Below are 20,468 nucleotides of genomic sequence, written 5' to 3'. Positions count from 1 at the left end.
CAGCGCCTCGTCGACGGGCTGGTAGTCGACCAGGCCGACCGGCTCCAGCAGCCGGAACTGGTCGTCGAGGCGCATCATCGCCTCGGAGACCTGCTCCAGCACGTCGTCCGTCGGCTCGCCCATGTCGTCGGGGACCACCATGGACGCGGCGAGCACGGGCAGCGGGACGGGCTGGTCGGCGGGGCCGGCCTCGGACACGGTCAGCAGGTAGAGGTTGGCGAGCACGCCTTCCAGGAACTCGGCCTCCGCCTCGGGGTCCCAGTCGAGGGCGTCGAAGTCGATCTCGCCGTCCTCGCCGATGACGTCGTGGAGGTCGTCGATGACGGGTGCGGCGGCGTCGGCGAGGACGACGTCGAGCGCGTCCAGCCACAGGCCGAGCACGTCCTGCGGCGACCCCTTGGTGACGAGGGCGAGATTGGCGCCCGCGACCGCGCCGCCGACGGCCTCGGCGTCGTCGTCCGACCCGGCGGGCCCCGCCTCGTCGTCCGGCGCCCCCGGGGCGTCCTCCTGCGGGTCCTCCACCTCGACCAGTCCGGTGTCGACGGCGACCCGCCAGGCCTCCCCCGCGTAGGCCGGCCCGTCGTCGTCGGGGCCGTCGGGCAGGCCCAGTTCCCGTGCGGCGTCGCCGAGTTGCTCCGTGACCAGTTCGCCGCCCGCGCCGACCCGCGTGTCCGGCCCCGCCCAGCGCGCCAGCCTGACGGCCCGGGCCAGCAGCGGCGCGGCGAGGGCCGCCCGCGCCAGCTCCGCCTCCGGCGGCAGCAGGACCGGCGGAAGGGTGGGACGGTCTTCGGGCATCTGGCGGTTCTCCTCCGCGTGTTACGGACGCCCGCGCCTGGTGCGCGGCGGCGGGCGCCTCCCAGCGTAGACGTATTTCGGCGGCCCCGGCCGCCGCCCGGGGATTCGCCGGACGGGCCGCGGGCACCGGCCGCGGGGTTCACCGGGCCGTGGGATGCCGTACATCCGCCGACCCTTGACAAGTGCCCTGCCCAGCCAAGAGATTGACGCGCGTAGAACCTGCCCGGGCCCCATGGGCCGCCGGGCGCCCGACCCTCGCCCCGACCTCCCGGAGTACCGTGATGCCTTCCTCCGCCGTACCGAGAACACCCGCCGTCGCGACCCTCGTCGCCGCCGCCCTTGCCGCGGGTCTGCTCGCCGGCTCCACCCCCGCCGGGGCCGCCGAGGGCGGCCCGCTGCGCATCCACGACATCCAGGGCACCACCCGGACGTCGCCTCTCGTGGGCGGACAGGTCGCGGACGTGCCGGGCGTCGTCACGGGGGTGCGGACGTACGGCTCGCGAGGCTTCTGGTTCCAGGACCCCGAGGGCGACCGCGACCCGGCGACCAGCGAGGGCGTCTTCGTCTACACGGGCTCGGTGCCCACGGTCGCCGTCGGCGACCGGGTGCTGGTGTCGGGCACGGTCGGCGAGTACGTGCCGGGCGGTGCGGCCTCCGGCAACCAGTCGCTGACCCAGATAGCCAAGCCGTCGGTGACGGTCCTCTCGCAGGGCCACGAGGTGCCGGCGCCCGTCACGGTGTCCGGCTGGTCGGTGCCGTCCGCGTACGCGCCCGAGGGCGACCCGGCGGCGGGCAACAGCGTCAACGGCCTCCCGCTGCAGCCCCGCAGATACGCCCTGGACTACTACGAGTCCCTCGAGGGCACCAACATCCGCATCGGCACCTCCCGTGTCGTCGGCGCCACCGACCCGTACGCGGAGCTGTGGGTGACGGTCAAGCCGTGGGAGAACCCCAGCCGGCGCGGCGGCACGGTCTACGGCTCGTACACCTCGCAGAACACCGGCCGTCTCCAGATCCAGTCGCTGACCCCGCTCGCCGAGCAGCCGTTCCCCGACGCGAACGTCGGCGATGTCCTGGCGGGCTCGACCGAGGGCCCGCTCGACTTCAACCAGTACGGCGGCTACACGCTCACCGCGCGGACCCTCGGGACCGTGCACGACCGGGGGACCGAGCGCGAGAAGACGCGTCCGCAGCGCTCCGGCGAACTCGCGGTGGCCACCTACAACGTGGAGAACCTGGACCCGTCGGACCCGCAGGAGAAGTTCGACGCGCTGGCCGAGGCGGTCGTCGGGAACCTGGCGTCGCCCGACATCCTCGCCCTGGAGGAGATCCAGGACGACACCGGTGCGAAGAACGACGGCACGGTCTCGGCGGGCGCGACGCTGGCGAAGTTCACGGACGCGATCGCCGCCGCGGGCGGACCTGCCTACGAGTGGCGCTCGGTCGACCCGGAGAACAACAGGGACGGCGGCGAGCCCGGCGGCAACATCCGCCAGGTCTTCCTCTTCAACCCCGAGCGTGTCTCCTTCACCGACCGCCCCGGCGGCGACGCGACGACGGCCACCGGTGTCGTGCGCGAGCGGGGCCGCGCGGCCCTGACGCTGTCCCCGGGCCGGATCGACCCGGCGAACACCGCGTGGGAGAGCAGCCGCAAGCCGCTGGCCGGCGAGTTCTCCTTCCGGGGCCGTCCGGTCTTCGTGATCGCCAACCACTTCGGCTCCAAGGGCGGCGACGAGTCGCTCGTCTCGCACCACCAGCCGCCGAACCGTTCCTCCGAGGCCAAGCGGCTGCTCCAGGCCCAGTCGGTCAACGCCTTCGTCAAGGACATCCTGAAGGCCGACCGCCGGGCGGACGTCCTCGTCGTCGGCGACATCAACGACTTCGAGTTCTCGGCGACGACCACGGCGCTGACCGACGGCGGCGCGCTCTACGCGGCGGTCCGCTCCCTGCCGCGCTCCGAGCGCTACTCCTACGTCTTCCAGGGCAACAGCCAGGTGCTGGACCAGATCCTGACCAGCCCCTCGATCGGCGACTTCACGTACGACAGCGTGCACATCAACGCGGAGTTCGCCGACCAGAACAGCGACCACGACCCGCAGGTGCTGCGCTTCCGCCCCTGAGTCCGCGGACGGTGCGGGCGGCCCACGGCGGGCCGCCCGCACCGCCCATCCCACAGCGTTGCTTCATCGTCGACCCCAGCAGGTGTCACTGGAGCTGCGGCAGCGGAGCGAGCAGACTGCTGCCATGCCCACTTCGCACCCTTTCGGCCGCGCCCTGTGCGCGATGGTCACGCCCTTCACCGCCGACGGAGCCCTCGATCCCGGCGGCGCGCAGAAGCTCGCCGCCCTGCTGGTCGACGAGGGCTGCGACGGACTGGTGCTCTCCGGCACCACCGGCGAATCGCCCACCACGACGGACGCGGAGAAGTCCGCCCTGATCCGCGCGGTCGTCGAGGCCGTCGGCGGCCGCGTCCCGGTCGTCGCGGGCGTCGGCACGGCGGACACCCGGCACAGCGTCGCCCTGGCCCGGGCCGCGCAGGAGGCCGGAGCCACCGGCGTCCTCGCGGTCACGCCCTACTACAGCCGCCCGCCGCAGCCGGCCGTCGAGGCGCACTTCCGGCGGATCGCGGACGGGTGCGGCCTGCCGGTGATGCTGTACGACATCCCCGGCCGCACCGGCACCCGTATCGAGCCGGACACGATGCTGCGGCTCGCCGAGCACCCGCGGATCACCGCCGTGAAGGACTGCGCGTACGACCTGTCGGGCAGCGCCCGGGTCATCGCGGAGACCTCGCTCACGTACTACTCCGGGTGCGAGGAGCTGAACCTTCCGCTGCTGGCGGTCGGCGGCACCGGGTTCGTCTCGACGGTCGCCAACGCGGCACCGGGCCCGCTACGGGCGATCCTCGACGCCTACGACGCCGGCGACAACGCCCGCGCCCTGCGGCTGCACCAGCGGGCGCTGCCGCTGGTGACGGCGATGATGGCCGCCGGTCTGCCGGGCACGGTCACGGCCAAGGCACTGCTGGGCGCGCTCGGGAGGCCGGCGGGACCGGTGCGCGAGCCGCTCCAGGCGGCGGACGCCGGGACGACCGCGCGGCTGCTCGCCGCCCGTGAACGCCTGGTGGCGGAGGACTGAGAGGCGACGCGTGCAGCGCCGTCCGGGGCACCTGGCGACCCTGCGGGACGGGGCGCCCGGGGCCGGGCGGAGAGGGCGGCGGCCCCGTCCTCCGTTCACGTCCTGAACGATACGAGCGGCGCTCACCGCGCCCGGCACGCGCCGCGCGACCCGGTGGCAACTTCTGCGCCGAGGGTTGACGCCCTGGGGACCCCCTCTTAACTTCATGGCTTGAGGAAAGTCCCCCGGTTCAGCCTCGGCCCCCAGCGCGCCTTCAGGACTTTGACGCGCCCACCGCCTGTGCCGGACCGGGCACCCCCACGGGACCGACCCGGTCCGGCACACAGAGGAGTGTCAGGTGCATGACGCAATGAGGCGTGTGATCACCTCGGTACGACGCCCTGGCGGCCCCCGGCGCGGCGCCGGGGAGCCAGGCACGGGACGTGGGCGCCGCCCCGCCGTCCGCCGCCCGCTCACCGCGCTCACCGCCGGCGCGCTGGTCGCCGGATGCCTGGTCATGGCGGGCCCCGGCACAGCACAGGCGGCCGGCGAACGGGTCGACGTCTGGCTGACCACGACGTCCGACTCCGGCGGCCGCACCGTCACCCGCGGCCTCGCCCAGCAGACCCCGATCGCCTTCGGGCCGGCCGGGGGCTCGGCGAACCACACCGTCACCGTGAACGAGAACACCACCTACCAGCAGTTCGAGGGCGGCGGCGCCTCGATCACGGACACCACCGCCCATCTGCTGCGCGGCGGCGCCGTCTCGGGCGCCACGCGGGACGCGGTGATGCGCAGGCTCTTCTCCCCCACCGACGGCATCGGCCTGTCCTTCGTGCGCAACCCCATCGGCGCCTCCGACCTGTCCCGGCCGGGCCATGTCTCGCTCGACGACACCTGCTGCGACCTGAACGACTTCGGTACGAACGGCTACGACACGAACGTGCGCCTGCTGACCTCGCAGGCCCGCCAGCTCAACCCCGCCCTGCGGGTGAAGGGTGTGCCCTGGAGCGCGCCCGGCTGGATGAAGGACAACGGCCGGATGGACCAGATGGGCTGGCTGAAGTGGGAGTACTACCCGCTGTACGCCCAGTACCTGGTCAAGTACGTCCAGAGCTACCAGGCGGCCGGGGTGAAGGTCGACTACCTCTCGGTCCAGAACGAGCCCAACTGCTGCCAGGCCGGCAATCCCACCGCGATGAACTACCCCGGCATGAGCTGGAACCCCTCCGGGCTGGTCGAGTTCACCAAGAACCACGTCTACCCCGCCTTCCGCGCCGCGGGGATCACCACCAAGATCCTGGTGCACGACTGGAACTACGGCGACTACGCGAACTTCGGCGCGCCGATCCTGAACGACGCGGGGGTGCGCAACGACCCGCTGTTCGGCGGCATCGCCTGGCACGGCTACTTCGGCGACCCGGCGGTGGGCACCCAGGTGCACGACCAGTACCCGTCCGTGAAGCAGTTCAGCACCGAGCACTCGGGCGGCACCTGGATCGGCAACCAGCACAACGAGGACATGGCCGACATCGTCGGCTACGCCCGCAACTGGAGCAGCAGCCTGGTCAAGTGGAGCCTGGCACTCAACCAGAACATGGGCCCCCACAACGGCGGCTGCGGCACCTGTACCGGGCTGATCACCGTGCAGGAGGGCGGTGCACGGGCCGGTCAGGTCGACTACACGGTCGAGTACTACACGACGGGCCATCTGACGAAGTTCGTCCGGCCCGGCGCGTACCGCATCGACTCCACCGCCAACGGGACCGTGCAGAACGTCGCCTGGCGCAACCCCGACGGTTCCAAGGCGCTCATCGCCCACAACGGCGGCACGACCGGCCAGTCGGTCCGGGTGAACTGGGGGAACCAGTCCTTCACCTACACCCTGCCCGCCCGCACCACGGCGACCTTCACCTGGGCCGGCACACCCGGCGGCGGAGGGGGCGGCGGCAGTGAGACCACCGGCGCCCTGACCGGGCTGGCCGGCAAGTGCCTGGACGTCGCCGGCGGCGCGTCGGCGGACGGTACCGCCGTCCAGCTGCACACCTGCAACGGCAGTGCGGCGCAGCGCTGGACGGTCGGGCCGGACGGCTCGGTCCGCGCCCTCGGCAAGTGCCTCGACGTCAGCGGCGCCTCCACCGCCGACGGCGCGCCCGTCCAGCTCTGGACCTGCAACGGCACGGGCGCGCAGCGGTGGTCCTACGACGCGGCCACGCACGACGTGGTCAACACGGCGGCGGACAAGTGCCTGGACGTCACCGGCAATTCCTCCGCCGACGGCACCCGGGCGCAGATCTGGAGCTGCACCGGCGCCGCCAACCAGAAGTGGACGCTGCTGCCGTCCTGAGATCCCGCCCACCGCACAGGGGGCCCGCCCGGATCTCCGGGCGGGCCCCCTGTCGTGCCGTACCGGGGGGTCAGTCGCCGGTGTCGCTGGTCGTCGTACTGCTGCCCAGGATCGCCGCGTGCTCCAGCACGTCCTCCAGCGGGTCGTCGATCTGCCCGGTGCGGACGAGACTGAACTGCGACCCGTTGTGCGCGTTCCGGTGCGTCTCGTCCGCCCACGCCTGACCGGAGTGCGCCGGCACCGCCAGCAGGGCGCACAGCGCCCCCGTCGCGAGAACAGCACGCCTGGTCTTCATCGGGATCCCCGCCTCGTCCGTCCGTCCGGCCAGAGCCGTGCGGCTCTGCGTCGCCCTGACTATCCGACAGACGGGCCGGAGGTTACGCAGAGTCACACGATGGAGGTTCAGCCGACGGCGGCGACCTGCCCGGCCACGGAGAAGCGCTGACCGCACACGGGGCAGGTCGCCTCGCCGAAGGCATAGGTGAACAGACGCGCCACGTCCTCGTGGCCGTCGCCCAGGGCGAGGTCGTGGAGGCGCCTGCCGAGGCCGCCCAGTGCGCGGGGGTCGGCGGGGTGGAGCGGGAAGGTCTCGATCTCGTCGTCGGAGAGGGCGCAGTCCTCCGCCGTGCTGAAGAAGCCCCGCTCTCCGAGAACCACCCAGACCGGCGCGCACCCGTCGGGGTCGGGGCACTCGAGCTCGTACTCCTCGCCGAGGATGCCCCGGACCAGGCTCTCCGCCCAGGTGATGTCACCTTCCAAGTTGAGGACGGCTTCGACGAGATGGCAGTAGTCGTTCCGGGCGGTGGACAGCTGCCGCCACCGGTTCGCGGCGCCCAGGAGCCGGGCGACGTCAGGCGCGTACTCGCGCCGGAGGTTCTGTTCCTCGTGCCGCTGATCGGCCTGGACGAGCAGCGCGCCGGCCAGGTGGAGGGCCGGAGCCGCCACGTCGGCGTCACCGGCATCCGCCATGTCCGCCAGCGTGGGCAGCACCAGCGGATGCGCGACGTCCAGGGAGCCGTTGTGGTAGAGCTCCGTCCACAGGTCGCTCCACGCCTGACCGTCGCGGCCCGTGGCGGCGCGTTCCAGCAGGGCCGTCAGGCGGTCGAGGTCGGCGTCGCCTGTTCCGGGAGCGTGGGATGTCGTCGTCATCTGCCGCATCCAAGCAGACGTCCCCGAGCGATCGTCCGTCACCCGGCGGAGCTCCGGGGGCGACCGGCTGGGCCCGCGAGGTCACGGAAATACGGCGAGCACCCGGTCCGTCGGCGAGGCACAGCAGGAACGGCAGGACCTCCGGCTGTCCACCGTGAGCGCCCTCCCGGGCCGTCCTCGGGCCGTGGAAGGGCGCTCGACGTGGAAGCTCGGCAGCGCAGCCGCCGAGGATCAGTTGTGGCTGTTCTGATTGTGATGCAGGTCAGGCGGTCAGCCTGTCCCAGGGGCCGTTTCGGGGCCGTCCTCGGTATTGTCCGGCTCCCGGAAGACACGATCCACGGCGGCCCGGGTACGCGCCTCGCTGTTCGGCATCAGGTGCGTGTACGTGCGCAGGGTGAAGCTCGGGTCGTGATGACCCAGGTACTCGCTCAGGGCCTTGATGCTCTCCCCCGCGTCCAGGAGGACGGACGCGTAGAAGTGGCGGAGGGCGTGCATGCCGTTCTCACGTCCGAGGGGGATGCCGGCCGACGCGAGAGCCGGTCGCCACACATATCGGTTGAAGCGATTCCGGTGCAGCGCCAACGCCTCGTTCCGGACGTTGACGAACAGCAGCGAAGCCGTCACGGGCGGACCGTCCGGGGTCTTCCACGGGAGCGTGACCTCCACCGGCTCGTGCCTCGTGATGTGATCGGCCAGCGCGAAGGCGACCGTCTCCGGCAAGGGCACGTGCCGTTCCTTACCGCCCTTAGGCGGACCGAAGACCATCTGCGTACCGCGCAGGAGCTTGACCTGCCGGACGACGTGCACCGTCCCGCCCAGGAAGTCGACGTCTTCCAGCGCCAGGCCGAAGATCTCGCCTTGCCGGAGACCGCAGCCTGCCCCCAGGGAAACCATCTCCCGGTAGACGTCCGGCATGGCTTCGTGCATGGCCATGACGCGCTCTACCGACCAGGGCTTGACCTTCCGGCCGTCAAGGGCGGGCGCCCGCACCGAGCGGGCCCGGCATGGGTTCTCGGCGATGATCCGGTCCTCCACGGCCGCCGTGAACACGGCCGACACGTTGGCGAAGATCGACCGCCGGTAGGACGCCGCACGCCCGGTCGCCTCCAGCTGGCGCATCCACGCCCGCAGGTGCGAGGGCCGGAAGGACGCCATCGGCCGGTCACCGAGGTACGGAAGGGCGTGGACCCGCAGACGGATTTCGACGCTCTCGCGGGTCACGGGGTCGACGGTGAGCGCCGCCATCCACTCCTTGGCGTACTGCGCGAAGGTCACCGAGCCCGCGGCCGGATCGATGTACCGGCCCTGGGACATGTCCGCCTCGATGTTGGACAGCCAGGCTTCGGCCTTGCGCTTCTGCTTGTCCGGGAAGCTCCTCGACTTCTCGGAGCCGTCCGGCGCTATGTACCGAGCGCGGTAGCGGTGGCCGACACCGTGGCGGTCGGTCTTGACCCTGACGGTCTTGCCGTCCGGCCCGGGGACGGTCTTGTACCAGCGGTCCTGAACGTGTCCGGCCATCAGGCGGCGGCCCTTTCCGTGCGGGACCTGACCCATGCCTGCACCTCTGCGGGGTCGTACCGGAGGTGCCGACCGACCCGGAAGCCGCGGGGACCCATGCGCTTCCTCCGCCACTGGTAGACGGTCTCGACACTGGGCAGCTCGAAGAGCCGGACCAGGTCCTCAGGGGTGAGGTAGCGGTCGGGCAGTCGGGTTGGCATCGTCACCATTCCTTCTCGTCTGACAGCAGGGCGAGTTCTTCGCGGGCGGTTTCGCGGTTGAGCTGGAGGGCGCGGGCGATGGTGGCGGCGAGGACGGATTCACCGGGGGTGTGGCCGTGTCCGGCGTACTGCCAGTCAGCGAGGACCAGGACGGTGTCCGGCTCGCGGTCGTCGTCGAGGCCGAGGGCGGCGTGTTCCTGGGCTGCCCGGTAGTCGGCGCGTGCCTGACGGAGTTCGCCGAGGGTGGTGGAGTAGCGGCGGGACTTGGTGGAGAAGTGGCCGCGGAAGCCGAGCATGTGAGCCCAGGCCCACAGCCGTCGGTCCGGGTAGAGCAGGTCGAGGGTCTTGCAGGCTTCGATCAGGCGGCGGGTGTGGTCGGGGACCAGGTGGCGGTCGAGCTCGGCCAGCTCGCCGATGCGGCGGTCCAGGGTGCCGGTGTTCTCAGCGGCTTTGGTCGCGTACTTGGCGACGTAGGAGGCGACGGCCTGCTCGGTAATGTCGGAGCCGTCCCCGAACGCCTTCACGGGGCGAATGTCGAGCTGGGTGCCCCAGCGGAAGGTGCGGGCCGGTTGGTCCTCGGCGGCCGGGACGGAGACCGAGGTGTATGAGTGCGCCGCAGCTGCACGGATCGCGTCGGCGAGCAGGTCGACGGTCGCCCAGGTTGGGGGAGGAGTGTCCGGGCCGTCCGGTCCGTCGAGTCGGATCACGGCATGGAAGTGCAGAGCGCCCCGTTTCTGGAACTCGGCGACCTTGCCGTACGACAGCCGGGCACGCTCTTTCAGCTCGCGCTGGGTGAGGCCGGCGCGGGCGGCGATCTCGCGGCGGAGCCGGTTGGTGAAGCGCTGCCAGAGCTGCCCGGCATGGTTGTTGAACAGCACCGCGCCCGCGTAGTCGTACGTGGCCGGGTCGAGAGCGGTGCCCAGCTCCGGGGCGTCGGGAGCGTGGCGAGTGCCGCAGCGGCAGACGCCACGATCGGGGCGGTTGTGCACCGGGCCGAACGAGGGTGCGGTGAGAGTGGCGAAGACCCGGGGGTGATCCCGGACGGTGGCGGGGATGTCGCGGCGGTCGTCACCGGCCAGGCCCGCGCGGATGAGGTGGTAGGTGTCGCCCGCGTACGTCCAGGCACAGGAGGGGCAGCGCGAGGCACGCCGGTTGCCGCAGGCGAGGCGGAGACGGCCGCCCGGCTCGCCCTCGGTGGAGTAGTGGTGCAGGGTCTCGCCGGTGGTCTTGTCCTTGTGCACGACCCAGCCGGTCAGGTGGATGGGGTCGGCGCAGCCGCCGGTGCGGCGCATCTGTTCTTCCCAGCGGTGGTAGTCGACGGCCGAAGCCACCCTCAGCAGGTCGCCGAGGGTGGTCGGGTCGAGCAGCGGCTCAGGCACCAGCGCCCTCCCGGACACGGCGGGCGGTGACGGTACCGGTGCCATGGCAGACCGGGCAGTGAGCGGTGATCGTGCGCAGGTGCCCGCGCAGGTCACGGCCGCCGATGGTGACGGCGACGGAGGCGAAGCCATCGCAGGCCGGGCAGATACGCGACGCGGGCGGGGTGTGCTGGGTCATGATGGTGGTTCCTTTCGATTGCGGTTGGAAGGAACGGCCCCGGGTGGCGGCGTGCTTGGCGGCTTGTGCGCCACCCGGCGGCCGGTCAGCGAGAGAGGCGTGAGCCCCGGCGACCACGGCCCTTGGCCGCGTACATGACCGCGTCGGCGGCGGCGAGGGCATCGGTCAGCAGCGGCACCGGCAGCTCGGCGAGGCGGCAGACGCCGACCGACGCGGCCAGCGGCAGCGAAACGCCGTTGTAGGACAGCGGCCGGTGGAGTGCGGCGGTGAGCGCGTCGAGGTCGACGGCGGCCAAGTCCTGGACGACGGCGACGAACTCGTCCCCGCCCAGGCGTCCAGCGGTGCCGTGACGGCCGCACCAGGTGCGCAGGCGGTCGGCGGTGGCGATGAGCGCTGCGTCCCCGGCGGCGTGGCCGTGGGTGTCGTTGAGGGCCTTGAAGTGGTCGAGGTCGACCAGGAGCACGGCCCCTGACGGGTGCCGGCGGATGCAGTGTTCGGCGCGGGCGGTCCAACCGGCGCGAGTGTGCAGACCGGTCAGCGGGTCGCGGCGGGCGGAGGCGAGCCGGTGAGTGAGGAAGCCCCCGTGCACGGCCCAGCCCAGTAACGGCACCAGGGCGGCGGCTATCTGCAGGTCCATGAGCGTTCCCTTCGGTGACGGCGGTTGGCGAGGTACGGGTCCCGGAAGGCGGCGGCATGCTTGGCGGCTTGTGCGTCGCCCCCAGGACCGGTCAGCGGCGGTGCTGGGAGGCCAGCAGCGAGCGCAGGACGACAGCGCAGACGGCGACCGAGGCGGCGGTGACGGCGACCGCCAGGAGCATGGAGACAAGGACGGCGCCGACGACCAGGACCACGGCGGTGCCGCCGCCGACCAGGGCGAGCGCGGCGCCGGGGGTGAGCTGGACCGTGGGCCGGGACGGCACCGGGGCCCAGGCCGGGACGGCGGGAGCCGACGGCGGGGCAGGGGTGCCGGGGGTGATGGTGGTCGGCTCGATAACGACCGCGGGCGGGGTGACCTGGCCGGTGGGCTGGGGCATGGTCGGGAGCTTGGGCCGGAACATGGGCGGATCTCCTTACTTGACGGCGGTGTCGATGACCGGGGACAGGAGGCTGTCGGCGAGGAGGTAGCCGCCGAGCAGCAGCACCAGGACCAGCCAGAGCGGCGGGCGGATGAGCTTGACGCCGAGCCAGCCGACGACGATCAGGGCGAACCAGAGGGGGACGTCCACGGGTGGCCTCCTAGCGGACCTTGCAGCGGTGGGTGCGGGCGGCGAGCTGGGCGGCGGACTGGCTGGAGTAGTCGGCGGACCAGCCGCAGCCGTCCGAGCTGCACACGGCGGCGTGCTTGGTGGTGCCGTTGCGGTCGCGGTGGGTGCCGATCTGCACCGGGCCGATCCGCATCACGGAGTGGAAGAAGTCGCGGGCGGGCATGACGGGGTCTCCTTTCGGGTCAGGCGAGCTGGGCGGCGATGGCGTCGGCCAGATGCGGCGGGACGCCGAGGCGGGCGCGCAGGGTGTCGGTGTCGATCCGGGAGCCGGTTCGCTCCTCGTGGTCGGCGGCGACCTTGCGGGCGTGGTCGACCAGGGCGGCCGGGACCGGAACGGCCGGCGGGGCCGGGTCGGCGGGCGGAAGGGCGGAGGCGTCGTCGACGGCCGCCACCGGTTCCGGGTCCGGCGCAGCGACGGCGACCGGTTCGGATTCCACCTCGGGCGCGAAGTCTGGGTCCGGTGAGTGGCCCGCGGGTGAGTGGGCAAGGAGGGTGCCGCCCATGAAGGCCAGCGCGGGCCAGGCAGCGACGAGGATGCGCAGCCAGGCCGGGACGTCCTCCAGGTCGAGGAGTCCGGCGGTGGCGACGTTCGCGCCGAGCGAGGCCACCAGAGCGGTCAGGAACCAGCACCAGGCCAGCCGGGACGGACCGTCCGTGCGGAGCCGTCGCCAGGCGGCGACGAGGAGCAGGTCTACCGAGATGGGATAGGCCCAGGCTTTCCAGCCGTCCTGTCCGGCAGCGGCGGCGAGGTCGTGCAGGTGGGCGAAGGACAGGGCACCGGCGATGACGGCTTGCACCAGGACGGCGTCCACGCGCAGCAACGAGCGGGGCATGACGAACCTCCGGGAAGGTCAGGCGGCGGCCGGGGCCGACTCGACAGCCGGGGTCGGAACCGGGGCAAGGGCACCGAGTGCAGGCCGGAAAGGCGCGAGGACGGGCAGTTCCGGGACCAGGTCGGCGTGCCGGTTGCAGGTGTTCACCGCCTGCCGCAGCGAGGTGTGCGGGGCACGGATGCGGGCCCAGCCACCGGTCGAGTCGCCGGTGATGGCGACGCCGGGGGTGTCGGTGGGGATCTGGATCGCGGCGAGGACGGCGTCCGGGGCGATGTCGCCGAGAGCCATGTTCGCCGAGGTTTCGTCGTTGACCCGGTGGGCGGTCCGGCCGGTGAGCTGGGCGCGGAGCATGGTGATGCCCTTGCCGAGTTCGGAGCCGAAGCGCTGCCCGCAGATCTCCAGGTAAATGCCGGCCGCGCGACCGAGCTGGGCGAGCCGGGCCAGGGCGGTGATGATGCGATCCCGCCGCTTCTCCTCCTCCTTGGTCGCGAAGAGGGCGAGTTCGGCGACCTCGTCGACCAGGACCACGACCGGCACGGGCCGCAGGTCTTCGGGCAGGTCCCAGATGTCGGCGGCAACCTCCGCATCGGGCACGTCGGCGGTGATCCGCTGTTCGGCCCGGATGAGCTGATACACGTCCTGCATGTGGGACACGAGGGCGTCGAGGAGTTCGGCGGCGGTGTCGGGGTTGTCGGCGAGCGCGGAGAACCGGCGGGCCAGCGGGAACAGCTCGACGCCTTGCTTGCAGTCGATGCCCACCAGGGCGACCCGTTGCGACGCGAGCGCAGCCACGAGGTTGCGCTGATAGACGGACTTGCCGGACTCCGTGGCCCCCAGGGTGAGGGCGTGCGGCACGGTGCGGTAGTCGCGGTAGTGCACGGCCCCGTCCTCGCGCAGGGCGACCGGGACCCGCATCGGCCGGGTGTCGGCCAGGGCGGGCATCTGCACGCGCTTGAGCACGTCGTAGCCGGTCATGCGCAGCTCGACCACACCCGAGCGCAGCTCACGAGAGGTGACCCCGTACATGGCGAACGAGTGCCGCAGCCGGTCGCACGAGGCGGCCACGTCGAAGGCGTCCTGACCGGGCCGGAGCTTCAGCCGGAGCACCAGACCGGTGCGGATCACCCGGACCCGCAGGATGCGCGGGGCGCGCGGGCCGGGAACGGGGCGGTTCGTCATCCGGGCCAGCGCCAGTCGCCAGCGCGGGGCCGGGACGGTGAGGCCGCAGGCGTCCATGACCGAGCCGTACCGGACCAGGACCCGCAGCGCGGCGAGGGTGACCCCGAAGGTCAGCCAGTACCAGGCGGGGCGCCGCCACCGCAGGAGACCCGCAGCGGCGACGACCAGCACCAGGGCGACGATCAGCCACGTCATGGCTCAGGCCGCCTTCGAGGCCGCGTCCGCAGCGGTCAGCGAGGTCACCGCGACCGCACGGAAAGCGATGCCGTGCCTCTTCTGGCCGTTGAACTCGTTCTCCCACGGCGAGGCGACCAGGCCGGTCAGGACTACCGGAGTGCCCATGGCCAGGTCCTCGGAGACGCCGGACTGCGGAACGGTGAGCTTGAGGATCTCCACCTCGTCGGGCGTTGAGAACATGACCTCCACGACCATCAGGGTGGCACCGTCCTTGTCGAGGGCGATCTCACCGGTCCGGCGATCCTTCACCTTGGGCTGCGGGGCCTTGGCGACCATCACAGTGGCGTTGGCGGTGTCCACGGGAATCTGACGCATCGTCTCGTCTCCTGTTGCGATGAGGTGTTGACCGACATCCCGTCGGTGAGATCAGGAGACCGTGAGGAGGGGTGGACGCATCACCGCCCGTATGGACGTTTGGGGACGTCTGAGCTACCGTCAAAACGTCCCTAGCGGTCCCAGTGAAGGGCACGTCATGGCGAACGAGCGTCTGCGCGCGGCGATTTCAGCGAAGGGCGAGACGATCCAGTCCGTTGCCGAGCACGTCGGAGTGGATCCCAAGAGCGTCGAGCGGTGGATCACCACCGGCCGGACTCCGCACCGCGGGCACCGCTGGAAGGCGGCGAGCTTCCTCGGAGTCGACGAGGTCTACGTCTGGCCGTCCGTGGAGAAGCAGGCGGAGAAGGCCAGCACGTCCGAGCTGATCACGTACTACCCGCACCGTGGCGCGGTGCCCGCCCCGCTCTGGTCATCCCTGATCGGTAAGGCGACGGACCAGGTCGACATCCTCGTGTACGCCGGACTGTTCCTCTTCGACAGCAATCCTGACCTGCCCGACCAGCTGGCCGAGAAGGCGAAGGCCGGCGCCCAGGTCCGCATCCTGCTCGGCGATCCCGACTCCGAAGCGGTCCGTCAGCGCGGCGAAGAGGAGGGCATCGGTGGTGACCTGGCCGCTCGGGCCCGGATCACCCGGCGCTACCTCGAGCCCGCCAGGTCGACGCCCGGGGTCGAAGTCCGGTTGCACGACACGATCCTCTACAACTCGATCTACCGGTTCGACGAGGACGTTCTCGTGAACCCTCACGTCCTCGGAGCTCCCGCCGGTCAGAACCCGGTGATGCACTTCCGGTACCTCCCCGGAGCGCGGACTTTCCGGCACTACATGCGGAGCTTCGACTATGCATGGGAGCGGGGCCGGGAGGCGTAACAGGCCCCGGACGTGCAACGCTGAACACATGGCCCGTGTCGACTACTTCAACGATCCCAACGCCCCGAAGGCGAACAGCCTCGTTCCCTCCGTGACCGCCGTGGCCCGCAACGAGGCCGGAGAGGTCTTGCTGATCCACAAGACCGACAACGACCTTTGGGCCCTGCCCGGAGGTGGCATTGACCTGGGCGAGTCAGCGCCCGACGCAGCCGTACGCGAGACGAAGGAAGAGACCGGTTTCGACGTGGAGGTGACCGGTCTCGTCGGTATCTACACCAACCCCGGGCACGTCATGGCGTACGACGACGGCGAGGTCCGTCAGCAGTTCTCCATCTGCTTCCAGGCCCGCATCACCGGCGGCGAGCTGCGGACGAGCAGCGAGAGCAAGGAAGTGGCATTCGTCGACCCGAGCAAGCTGGACGAGCTGAACATCCACCCGTCGATGCGCATGCGCATCGAGCACGGGTTGGCAAACCGGGCCGAGCCCTACATCGGGTGACGTCCTCGGTATGGTCCCGCCATGAACGAAACCGACCCATCGACGGAAGCTGCCAAGGGCCGGGGGCCTCTGTGGCTGGACCCGGACGACCTGCGCTGGCTGTCTAAGCACTGCGGCTGCACCGCAGATGCGTCCGACGAGGAGAAGGACCGCTGCGGGCGGGTGCGATTTCGTGCCAGCGCAGCACTGCACAAGCACGGGCATTCACACTGACCAAGTGATCAGGAGGCGAGGTCAAGACGGCTGCGTGTCCGGTCGACGGCAGCACCGAGGTACGGTCGCGCCTCGCTGATCGCGTTGTGAACCTCGCTGCCCGGCTCGTAGCGGACCAAGATTTCGTCGATCCGGGTGTCGAAGTCGAGGGACTGCCCGGCAGGGCCGGTCGTCATGTCGGCGAAGATCAGGGCGTCCAGGACCGGAGAGTCTTCCCGCTCGTAGACGGCCAGCTCTGCCGAGAGTCCGCGTTGTTCCGCCTCGTACACGGCTCCGGAGTGATGAGCGACCAGCCGCACCAGACGTGCCGGCGCACCCAGTGATTCGAGGTGCCGGGCACCGTCGAGGGGGTGGAAGCCCGTGTCACGCAGCTCGGGCGCGTAACCGATGTCATGCAGCCATGCGGCGGCGACGAGGAGATCCCGGTCCGACTCGGACACAGCCGCAGAAGCCTCACGGGCCCGAGCGGCCACGGCCTGAGTGTGCAGCCAGCGGTTCCCGAGCGGAGGAAGCAGGGACTCGGCGAGTTCGGCCGCTCCCTGGGGCGTGTCCAGTGCAGAAGGCATGCATGGAACGTTAGCCGAGGCGAGCAGAAGGCCGACAGGCCACGATCGGGGCGGTTGCCGATCATGGGTGCGGTAAGACTTTCCCTACTTCATCAAGGCCCGCGCACGGCGCGGGCGCGCGCCGCCTCTGCGGCGCGGCCTGCCTCCTGTCTTCGCCCCGGCTGGCCGCGCCCGGCGGCGCGCTCGGCGGCTGCGGGCATGAAGTGGGGGGACACCCTCTGTGGCTGGGGCGGTCGGCTCCACGGCTTTAGACGTCGTTTCTTATGGCTGTCCGAGCGGCATGAGAGCCTCCTGGCATGAGCTACGACCTTGCTGTCTGGGAAGGCGAGAGGCCGGCGGATGACAAGACCGCCGGCGAGGTCTTCGACGACCTGTACGACCGGTACATCGGCAGCGAGGGAAAAGAGCCTCCGTCCGAACGCATCGCGGCCTACGTGGCTGCGCTGCTTGAGCGGTGGTGCGATCTGACCGAGGACGAGGAGGACACCTCGCCCTGGTCAACCGGGCCGTTGATCAGCGAAGCCAGCGGTCCGCTGATCTACTTTCCCAGCAACTCCACATAATCCGCCTCCGACACACCCCCCTTCGTCTGCGTGCACAACACCGGAGTCAACCCCTGCTGAGCCAACGCACCACCGATCACCTCGGCAAACGCCGGAAAAATAGGATTCTGCAACTCCGGCAGCACCAACCCCACCAACCGCGCACGCTCACCCCGCAACTGCGTCGGCCGCTCATAACCCAACACATCCAGAGCCGTCAGCACCGACTGCCGCGTCGCCTCCGACACCCCCGGCTTCCCATTGAGCACCCGGGACACCGTCGCCTCCGAGACCCCAACCTTCTTCGCCACCTGAGCAAGTCGTCGCGTCACCCGCGCAAGGCTAGTGCAAACCGCGCAATCCGATTCCAGCGGCGTCGGTCCCGCAGGAGAGCGGTGCGCGTGGGCCGGGCGTGGGGTGTCCACGGAGGGCCGGGCGTGGGGTGTCCACGGAGGGCCGGGCGTGGGGTGTCCGCGGAGGGCCGGCGCCGGATGCGGCCCCGAACGCCCGACGGCCTCCCGCCCGCGCCSSSGGCGCGGGGGAAGGCCGCGGGGGCGTCGTCGCGTCAGCGGGCGGCGGGCGCCCCCATCAGCCGGACCAGCAGGTCGTCGAGGCTGATCAGCCCCGTGAGCGTGCCGTCGTCGTCCCGGACCAGGGCCAGCGAGGCACGGTTGCGGCGAAGCTGCTCGACGGCGTGCGCGACACTGTCCCCCGAGCGCAGTTCGGGGACGGGGCGGGCCAGTTCGCGTGCCGAGACGGCGCGTTTGCGGGTCCGCGCGACCAGCGCGTCCCGGGCGTGGACCGAGCCGAGGACGGTGTCGCCGTCCACGACGACCAGCCGTGAGCGGTCGGCTCCGGCGGCGGTCGCCAGGATCGCGTCCAGTCCGGCGTCCGCCGGGACCCTCACGATGTCGGCGGCCGGCGTGCGCAGCTCGGCGACCGGCGTCTGCGGCTCGGTCAGGGAGCGGGTGATCAGCTCGGAGTCCGTGCGGTTGATGAGGCCGAGCCGCTCCGACTCCCGCACCAGGTGCGTGAGCTGCTCACGGTTGTGGACGGCCGCGAGCTCGTCCCGCGGCTGCACCCGGCACAGCCGCACCAGGGCGTTGCTGACCAGGTTGAGGACCCGGATCAGCGGGCGGACCACCGTGACCACGGCGCGGAACGCCGGCGTCAGCAGCATCGCGGACCGCTCGGGGTGCGCGATCGCCCAGGACTTGGGCGCCATCTCGCCGACCACCATGTGGAGGAAGACGACGACGATCATGGCGACGGCGAACGCGATGCCGTAGCTCAGCCCGCTGGGCAGCCCCAGGTCGTGCAGGAGCGGGTCCAGCCGGTGCGAGATCGCGGGCTTGGAGATCGAGCCCAGCCCCAGGGTGCAGATGGTGATGCCGAGCTGGGCGCCGGCCAGCATCAGGGACAGCTCCCGCATGCCGGCCAGTGCGGCCTCGGCGCCGCGCCGGCCTTCCGCGACCGCCTTCTCCACGCGGTGGCGTCGGGCGGCGACGAGCGCGAACTCGGCGGCGACGAAGAAACCGCTGCCGATCAGCAGGAGGACGGTGACGAAGAGAGCCATGGGGAAACTCATGCCTGCGCCTCCTCGGCCGCGGGCCGCCCGGCCGGGGTCAGGCGCACCCGCTCGGGCACGTGCCGGTCCAGCGTGAGGACGTCGAGGCGTACGCCGTCGACGGTGAGGCGGTCGCCGATGGCCGGGAACCGTCCCAGCCGGTCGATGATCAGGCCGGCCACGGTGTCGTAGTCGTCCTCCTCGGGCAGGGCGACGCCGGTCGCGTCCTCGATCTCGTCCAGGCGGCGCCCGGCGTCGACGAGCCAGCCGTCGCCGTCGGCGACGGCGAGGTGGACGACGGTGTCACTCTCGTCGGCGATGTCGCCGACGAGCTCCTCCGCGATGTCCTCGTAGGTGACGATGCCGGCGACGCCGCCGTGCTCGTCCAGGACGACCGCGAACTCGTCGTCGCGGTCGCGCATCCGCGCGACCGCGTCGGGCAGCGGCAGGGTCTCGGGCAGCAGCAGCGGGCTGCGGGAGACCGCCCCGGCGCTGGTGGCCGCGAAGCGGGCCTCGGGCAGGCGCATCAACTCGCGCACACCGAGGACGCCCGCGATGTCGTCCGGGTGGTTGCCGAACACCGGGTAGGCGGAGTGGCCGTGCCGCGCGATCAGCCCGACCGCCTCGGTGGCCGTGGCGTCCTGGTGCACGAAGACGGCGTCCGCACGCGGGACCATGACCTGGCCGAGCGTGCGCTCGGAGAACTCCACCGCGTGGTCCACGAGCTCCGCGGTGGCCGCCGGGAGGTATCCCTGCTCGTGGGACTCGCCGATCAGATGGCCGAGCTCCTCGAGGGTGGCCCCGTGGTGCAGCTCCTCCACCGGCTCGATGCCGATCCTGCGCAGCAGCCGGTTCGCCGCGCCGTCGAAGACGTGCACGAGGGGGCCGACGATCCGCAGGTACAGCAGAGTGGAGGGCGCCAGGGACTTCGCCAGGCGCTCGGGGACGGCGAGGGCGAGGTTCTTCGGCGCCAGCTCGCCCAGCACCATCTGGAGCACGGTGGCGAGGACGAAGGCGAGGACCACGGAGACGGCGGAGACGGCCGCGCCGGACAGTCCGATCCCCTCCAGCACCGGCCTGAGCAGGGCCGACACGGAGGGCTCGGCCAGGAAGCCGACGACCAGTCCGGTGACGGTGATGCCCAGCTGCGCGCCGGAGAGCATGAACGAGAGCCGTTCCAGCACCCTGAGCGCACGGGCCGCCCGCTTGTCGCCGGCCTCGGCCTCCCTGGCCAGTGCCAGACGGTCGGCGGCGACATAGGCGAACTCCTGGGCGACGAAGTATCCGGTGCCCAGGGTGAGGACGAAGACGGCCAGCAGGCCGAGCGCGGCACTCATCGAACACCACCTCGCCGCGCGCCGCGCTCATGGCGAGATGGTCCGGGACTGTGTCCCGGGGGGTCCGTCGGTCTGGCGGACAAGGAAACTCCTCCGTGATGGCTGAAACCGGTCAACGCCCGAACGCTCCGCATTGTTCCCGACACGTACGCGGCGCCTCCCCGTCCGCTCCGCGCGCCACGCCGCACCGCCGCGCGGACGCGCACCGCGTCGTGCGAGGCCCGCCCCTCGGGGGGGGCGGCCGTGGGCCGGAACGGGACGCTCCGCGCAGGCGCGGGTTCCGGCCAGGGGGCAGGGGGCGCCGGGTCGTGGTCGACATGTGCATGGGAGCGCTCCCATGCGT

At 71.6% G+C, this 20,468-nt stretch carries 23 protein-coding genes and 2 pseudogenes; 7 read left to right on the top strand and 18 right to left on the bottom strand.

Going from position 1 to position 20,468, the window contains the following annotated elements:
• Positions 1-795, bottom strand: a pseudogene (locus EAO77_RS31640) (hypothetical protein); the annotation flags it as partial.
• A 281-nt stretch (positions 796-1,076) separates the two neighbouring features.
• Here EAO77_RS31640 and EAO77_RS31635 point away from each other — a divergent pair.
• The 3 genes from EAO77_RS31635 to EAO77_RS31625 all read left to right on the top strand — a co-directional run bounded on the left by EAO77_RS31635 (position 1,077) and on the right by EAO77_RS31625 (position 6,259).
• Positions 1,077-2,915 (top strand): endonuclease/exonuclease/phosphatase family protein, encoded by a 1,839-nt coding sequence (locus EAO77_RS31635; protein WP_147991765.1) that lies wholly within the window; start codon positions 1,077-1,079, stop codon positions 2,913-2,915.
• A 124-nt stretch (positions 2,916-3,039) separates the two neighbouring features.
• Positions 3,040-3,933 (top strand): 4-hydroxy-tetrahydrodipicolinate synthase, encoded by an 894-nt coding sequence (gene dapA / locus EAO77_RS31630; RefSeq protein WP_147991764.1) that lies wholly within the window; start codon positions 3,040-3,042, stop codon positions 3,931-3,933.
• A gap of 349 nt (positions 3,934-4,282) precedes the next feature.
• Positions 4,283-6,259 (top strand): ricin-type beta-trefoil lectin domain protein, encoded by a 1,977-nt coding sequence (locus EAO77_RS31625; RefSeq protein ID WP_147991763.1) that lies wholly within the window; start codon positions 4,283-4,285, stop codon positions 6,257-6,259.
• A 70-nt stretch (positions 6,260-6,329) separates the two neighbouring features.
• On the opposite strand, the gene EAO77_RS31620 is transcribed toward EAO77_RS31625, so the two are convergent.
• The 13 genes from EAO77_RS31620 to EAO77_RS31560 all read right to left on the bottom strand — a co-directional run bounded on the left by EAO77_RS31620 (position 6,330) and on the right by EAO77_RS31560 (position 14,512).
• Positions 6,330-6,554 (bottom strand): hypothetical protein, encoded by a 225-nt coding sequence (locus EAO77_RS31620; protein ID WP_147991762.1) that lies wholly within the window; start codon positions 6,552-6,554, stop codon positions 6,330-6,332.
• A 107-nt stretch (positions 6,555-6,661) separates the two neighbouring features.
• A complete protein-coding gene (locus EAO77_RS31615) occupies positions 6,662-7,408 on the bottom strand; it encodes a hypothetical protein (RefSeq protein ID WP_147991761.1) in 747 nt (248 codons plus the stop codon).
• Positions 7,409-7,678: 270 nt separating this feature from the next.
• Entirely contained in the window at positions 7,679-8,926 is a 1,248-nt protein-coding gene (locus EAO77_RS31610) for a tyrosine-type recombinase/integrase (protein WP_147991782.1), read from the bottom strand.
• On the bottom strand, positions 8,926-9,135 hold the full coding sequence (locus EAO77_RS31605) for a helix-turn-helix transcriptional regulator (protein ID WP_030767860.1): 210 nt from the start codon (positions 9,133-9,135) through the stop codon (positions 8,926-8,928). The genes EAO77_RS31610 and EAO77_RS31605 overlap by 1 nt, the downstream gene beginning before the upstream one ends.
• Positions 9,129-10,505, bottom strand: coding sequence for a replication initiator protein RepSA (gene repSA / locus EAO77_RS31600; protein ID WP_147991760.1), 1,377 nt, complete (start codon positions 10,503-10,505; stop codon positions 9,129-9,131). The genes EAO77_RS31605 and repSA overlap by 7 nt, the downstream gene beginning before the upstream one ends.
• Positions 10,498-10,683 (bottom strand): hypothetical protein, encoded by a 186-nt coding sequence (locus EAO77_RS31595; protein WP_102637910.1) that lies wholly within the window; start codon positions 10,681-10,683, stop codon positions 10,498-10,500. Before EAO77_RS31595 ends, repSA begins: the two co-directional genes overlap by 8 nt.
• Positions 10,684-10,768: 85 nt before the next feature.
• Complete coding sequence (locus EAO77_RS31590) at positions 10,769-11,320, bottom strand: GGDEF domain-containing protein (RefSeq protein ID WP_147991759.1); 552 nt, start codon at positions 11,318-11,320, stop codon at positions 10,769-10,771.
• Positions 11,321-11,411: 91 nt separating this feature from the next.
• Positions 11,412-11,741, bottom strand: coding sequence for a SpdD-like protein (locus tag EAO77_RS31585; RefSeq protein ID WP_147991758.1), 330 nt, complete (start codon positions 11,739-11,741; stop codon positions 11,412-11,414).
• A gap of 12 nt (positions 11,742-11,753) precedes the next feature.
• Positions 11,754-11,909 (bottom strand): hypothetical protein, encoded by a 156-nt coding sequence (locus EAO77_RS31580; protein ID WP_107080639.1) that lies wholly within the window; start codon positions 11,907-11,909, stop codon positions 11,754-11,756.
• A gap of 10 nt (positions 11,910-11,919) precedes the next feature.
• Complete coding sequence (locus EAO77_RS31575; RefSeq protein ID WP_030767843.1) at positions 11,920-12,111, bottom strand: mobile element transfer protein; 192 nt, start codon at positions 12,109-12,111, stop codon at positions 11,920-11,922.
• 19 nt (positions 12,112-12,130) lie between these two features.
• The gene (locus EAO77_RS31570) at positions 12,131-12,781 is read right to left on the bottom strand and encodes a DUF2637 domain-containing protein (protein WP_147991757.1); all 651 of its coding nucleotides are present in this window, start codon (positions 12,779-12,781) and stop codon (positions 12,131-12,133) included.
• 18 nt (positions 12,782-12,799) lie between these two features.
• A complete protein-coding gene (locus tag EAO77_RS31565; protein WP_147991756.1) occupies positions 12,800-14,155 on the bottom strand; it encodes an FtsK/SpoIIIE domain-containing protein in 1,356 nt (451 codons plus the stop codon).
• 3 nt (positions 14,156-14,158) lie between these two features.
• Positions 14,159-14,512, bottom strand: a complete 354-nt coding sequence (locus EAO77_RS31560; protein ID WP_106412446.1) for a hypothetical protein — start codon at positions 14,510-14,512, stop codon at positions 14,159-14,161.
• Positions 14,513-14,669: 157 nt separating this feature from the next.
• Between EAO77_RS31560 and EAO77_RS31555 the strand changes: the two genes are divergently transcribed.
• From EAO77_RS31555 to EAO77_RS31545, 3 genes are read left to right on the top strand one after another with little or no spacing between them, the layout of a single operon-like run.
• Positions 14,670-15,401, top strand: coding sequence for an XRE family transcriptional regulator (locus EAO77_RS31555; RefSeq protein WP_147991755.1), 732 nt, complete (start codon positions 14,670-14,672; stop codon positions 15,399-15,401).
• A 28-nt stretch (positions 15,402-15,429) separates the two neighbouring features.
• Positions 15,430-15,900, top strand: a complete 471-nt coding sequence (locus EAO77_RS31550) for an NUDIX hydrolase (protein ID WP_147991754.1) — start codon at positions 15,430-15,432, stop codon at positions 15,898-15,900.
• Positions 15,901-15,921: 21 nt separating this feature from the next.
• Entirely contained in the window at positions 15,922-16,113 is a 192-nt protein-coding gene (locus tag EAO77_RS31545; RefSeq protein ID WP_147991753.1) for a hypothetical protein, read from the top strand.
• 8 nt (positions 16,114-16,121) lie between these two features.
• On the opposite strand, the gene EAO77_RS31540 is transcribed toward EAO77_RS31545, so the two are convergent.
• Positions 16,122-16,679: an HD domain-containing protein gene (locus tag EAO77_RS31540; protein WP_147991752.1), complete on the bottom strand. Its 558-nt coding sequence runs from the start codon at positions 16,677-16,679 to the stop codon at positions 16,122-16,124.
• Positions 16,680-16,975: 296 nt separating this feature from the next.
• Here EAO77_RS31540 and EAO77_RS31535 point away from each other — a divergent pair, with 296 nt between their 5' ends.
• Positions 16,976-17,242, top strand: coding sequence for a hypothetical protein (locus EAO77_RS31535; RefSeq protein WP_261994226.1), 267 nt, complete (start codon positions 16,976-16,978; stop codon positions 17,240-17,242).
• Here EAO77_RS31535 and EAO77_RS31530 read toward each other — a convergent pair.
• From EAO77_RS31530 to EAO77_RS31520, 3 genes and pseudogenes are all read right to left on the bottom strand, one after another.
• Positions 17,227-17,553, bottom strand: a pseudogene (locus EAO77_RS31530) (LacI family DNA-binding transcriptional regulator); the annotation flags it as partial. The gene EAO77_RS31535 and the pseudogene EAO77_RS31530 overlap by 16 nt on opposite strands.
• A 233-nt stretch (positions 17,554-17,786) precedes the next feature.
• On the bottom strand, positions 17,787-18,809 hold the full coding sequence (locus EAO77_RS31525) for a hemolysin family protein (protein WP_147991751.1): 1,023 nt from the start codon (positions 18,807-18,809) through the stop codon (positions 17,787-17,789).
• Positions 18,806-20,125, bottom strand: coding sequence for a hemolysin family protein (locus tag EAO77_RS31520; RefSeq protein ID WP_147991750.1), 1,320 nt, complete (start codon positions 20,123-20,125; stop codon positions 18,806-18,808). The genes EAO77_RS31525 and EAO77_RS31520 overlap by 4 nt, the downstream gene beginning before the upstream one ends.
• Positions 20,126-20,468: the final 343 nt, after the last annotated feature.

The organism is Streptomyces sp. T39 (assembly GCF_008042045.1).
Classification (GTDB): Bacteria; Actinomycetota; Actinomycetes; order Streptomycetales; family Streptomycetaceae; genus Streptomyces.
Note: the sequence above shows the minus strand (reverse complement) of the source record. Positions and strands in the feature narration are given on the sequence as shown.

What these genes read in the sequence shown, in the direction of transcription:
- EAO77_RS31635 (WP_147991765.1), top strand. Translation starts at nt 1,077, where the DNA reads ATGCCTTCCTCCGCCGTACCGAGAACACCCGCCGTCGCGACCCTCGTC.
- dapA (WP_147991764.1), top strand. Translation starts at nt 3,040, where the DNA reads ATGCCCACTTCGCACCCTTTCGGCCGCGCCCTGTGCGCGATGGTCACG.
- EAO77_RS31625 (WP_147991763.1), top strand. Translation starts at nt 4,283, where the DNA reads ATGAGGCGTGTGATCACCTCGGTACGACGCCCTGGCGGCCCCCGGCGC.
- EAO77_RS31620 (WP_147991762.1), bottom strand. Translation starts at nt 6,554, where the DNA reads ATGAAGACCAGGCGTGCTGTTCTCGCGACGGGGGCGCTGTGCGCCCTG.
- EAO77_RS31615 (WP_147991761.1), bottom strand. Translation starts at nt 7,408, where the DNA reads ATGACGACGACATCCCACGCTCCCGGAACAGGCGACGCCGACCTCGAC.
- EAO77_RS31610 (WP_147991782.1), bottom strand. Translation starts at nt 8,926, where the DNA reads ATGGCCGGACACGTTCAGGACCGCTGGTACAAGACCGTCCCCGGGCCG.
- EAO77_RS31605 (WP_030767860.1), bottom strand. Translation starts at nt 9,135, where the DNA reads ATGGTGACGATGCCAACCCGACTGCCCGACCGCTACCTCACCCCTGAG.
- EAO77_RS31595 (WP_102637910.1), bottom strand. Translation starts at nt 10,683, where the DNA reads ATGACCCAGCACACCCCGCCCGCGTCGCGTATCTGCCCGGCCTGCGAT.
- EAO77_RS31590 (WP_147991759.1), bottom strand. Translation starts at nt 11,320, where the DNA reads ATGGACCTGCAGATAGCCGCCGCCCTGGTGCCGTTACTGGGCTGGGCC.
- EAO77_RS31585 (WP_147991758.1), bottom strand. Translation starts at nt 11,741, where the DNA reads ATGTTCCGGCCCAAGCTCCCGACCATGCCCCAGCCCACCGGCCAGGTC.
- EAO77_RS31575 (WP_030767843.1), bottom strand. Translation starts at nt 12,111, where the DNA reads ATGCCCGCCCGCGACTTCTTCCACTCCGTGATGCGGATCGGCCCGGTG.
- EAO77_RS31570 (WP_147991757.1), bottom strand. Translation starts at nt 12,781, where the DNA reads ATGCCCCGCTCGTTGCTGCGCGTGGACGCCGTCCTGGTGCAAGCCGTC.
- EAO77_RS31565 (WP_147991756.1), bottom strand. Translation starts at nt 14,155, where the DNA reads ATGACGTGGCTGATCGTCGCCCTGGTGCTGGTCGTCGCCGCTGCGGGT.
- EAO77_RS31560 (WP_106412446.1), bottom strand. Translation starts at nt 14,512, where the DNA reads ATGCGTCAGATTCCCGTGGACACCGCCAACGCCACTGTGATGGTCGCC.
- EAO77_RS31555 (WP_147991755.1), top strand. Translation starts at nt 14,670, where the DNA reads ATGGCGAACGAGCGTCTGCGCGCGGCGATTTCAGCGAAGGGCGAGACG.
- EAO77_RS31550 (WP_147991754.1), top strand. Translation starts at nt 15,430, where the DNA reads ATGGCCCGTGTCGACTACTTCAACGATCCCAACGCCCCGAAGGCGAAC.
- EAO77_RS31545 (WP_147991753.1), top strand. Translation starts at nt 15,922, where the DNA reads ATGAACGAAACCGACCCATCGACGGAAGCTGCCAAGGGCCGGGGGCCT.
- EAO77_RS31540 (WP_147991752.1), bottom strand. Translation starts at nt 16,679, where the DNA reads ATGCCTTCTGCACTGGACACGCCCCAGGGAGCGGCCGAACTCGCCGAG.
- EAO77_RS31535 (WP_261994226.1), top strand. Translation starts at nt 16,976, where the DNA reads ATGAGCTACGACCTTGCTGTCTGGGAAGGCGAGAGGCCGGCGGATGAC.
- EAO77_RS31525 (WP_147991751.1), bottom strand. Translation starts at nt 18,809, where the DNA reads ATGAGTTTCCCCATGGCTCTCTTCGTCACCGTCCTCCTGCTGATCGGC.
- EAO77_RS31520 (WP_147991750.1), bottom strand. Translation starts at nt 20,125, where the DNA reads ATGAGTGCCGCGCTCGGCCTGCTGGCCGTCTTCGTCCTCACCCTGGGC.